This window comes from Enterobacter cloacae complex sp. GF14B (assembly GCF_004136805.1).
Lineage (GTDB): Bacteria > Pseudomonadota > Gammaproteobacteria > Enterobacterales > Enterobacteriaceae > Enterobacter > Enterobacter hormaechei_C.
This window is the reverse complement of sequence record NZ_QFRV01000257.1, coordinates 1-1,550: the sequence shown is the minus strand read 5'-3', so window position 1 is coordinate 1,550 and position 1,550 is coordinate 1. Positions and strand designations below refer to the sequence as shown.

1 protein-coding gene is annotated in these 1,550 nt (G+C 42.8%); it reads left to right on the top strand.

The annotated features are described in order from the left end of the window. Nucleotides 1-84 precede the first annotated feature (84 nt). Nucleotides 85-1,341 carry a reverse transcriptase domain-containing protein gene (locus DD606_RS25135; protein ID WP_176691494.1) on the top strand — a complete coding sequence of 419 codons (1,257 nt, stop codon included), beginning with the start codon at nucleotides 85-87 and terminating at the stop codon, nucleotides 1,339-1,341. Nucleotides 1,342-1,550: the final 209 nt, after the last annotated feature.

Below are 1,550 nucleotides of genomic sequence, written 5' to 3'. Positions count from 1 at the left end.
TGCATCAATCAATTGGAACAAATGGTACCTGACTTTATGCAATAAGAAGGCATTGAAGAGGTCACTACTTGCAATGGAGTGATCATGCTTTTGTTGTATGCGGATGATGTAGTCCTTCTAGCACACACTTTAGAAGATGCACAAAATCTTATTGTTGTCCTTGAGAACTTTTGCTTGCATAGTGGGCTGATTGTAAATGAATCCAAAACAAAGGTTATGCTTGTGAAAACCAACCATAAGGAGAAGCCATGCATTGTGTACAACAACGAGACACTTGAAGTTGTTGAGAGCTTTAAGTACCTTGGCCTTGAGGTTCCATCCAATCACAAGTGGCATGAATGTGCTATGCGTCGTTTGGAAGCGGGAAAGAGAGCATATTATGCATTTGAGAACATGTGTAATGCGGGAAACATCAAGTGTTGGGTTCTCAAGAAGTATCTTTTTGATGCATTGGTGACACCGGTTCTTCTTTATGGAGTTGAAGTGTGGGGCGGGAGCATCTCAAAGTCTACTTGGAAAGAGTTTGAGAATGTCCAAAAGCGTTTTCTTACAAACTTTCTCCAAGTTAAGACACAAACACCATATATGCTCCTACTTCTTGAGTCGGGATCTCTTCCAATTGAGGTTATGGACATGGAAAGGGTTGTGGAGTACATGATAAAGATGCGTCAAAACCCCTCACATCGACTTCCTACAATTGCATGGGAAGCAAGCAAAAAAGTTCAAAAGACGTATAAAAGCAAGATCTTGAGCACGGGATGGATGCAAGACATAAAGAAGTGGTTTGGGAGATGGGATGCATTACACTTGCTACATGATGCTTCAATTGACTCTCAAGTGAATGAAGCTTTTCTACAACGCCAATGTATTACGGCTTGGGAGAAATCCAGTGGGTCACGCTTCATACATTACACCACCTATATTGCCCCCAACTACAAAACTATGTTCTTCGCTGAAACAGGAAACCGTACTCACACTTACATGCTTGAGCATATGCCCTTGTCGACAATACGCACTATCGCAGCCATTTGGCTTAGCTCCCATTTCCTTCGATGCGAGATAGGGCGTTGGGGCAATGGAGAAGAGTCAAATCGATTGTGCACATTATGCTCACTGCAAGTTCGAGAGTCTGAGTACCACACACTACTAGAGTGCTCAGCTTTTGATCACATCCGAACTTGCTTCTCTCACATTTTCAGCCATAACTTAGACCTACACACTTTCCTCTCCCAGCCAAAGTGTGGGCTCTCCATTGCGACTCTCATCACTACAATTTTGGAGCATCGAGAGTCACTCATCAGCCATACACATACTACATCACATGTAACTTTGGTCCCATAGGTCATATTTGACCTCCGAGGACGATAATAAAATCTATCTATCTATCTCATTGCGTGACTCCTCTCACCTGTCCACTGTGTCACCTCATGCATGGCACACTCGCTTGAGAACTGCCAGATGAAGGAGTGTATGCCATGTGGAAATGGGGGGGAATCCCTCCTTCTTTTAAATTTACAAAAATACACTTAAATTATGAAGTGTGGCAAGAT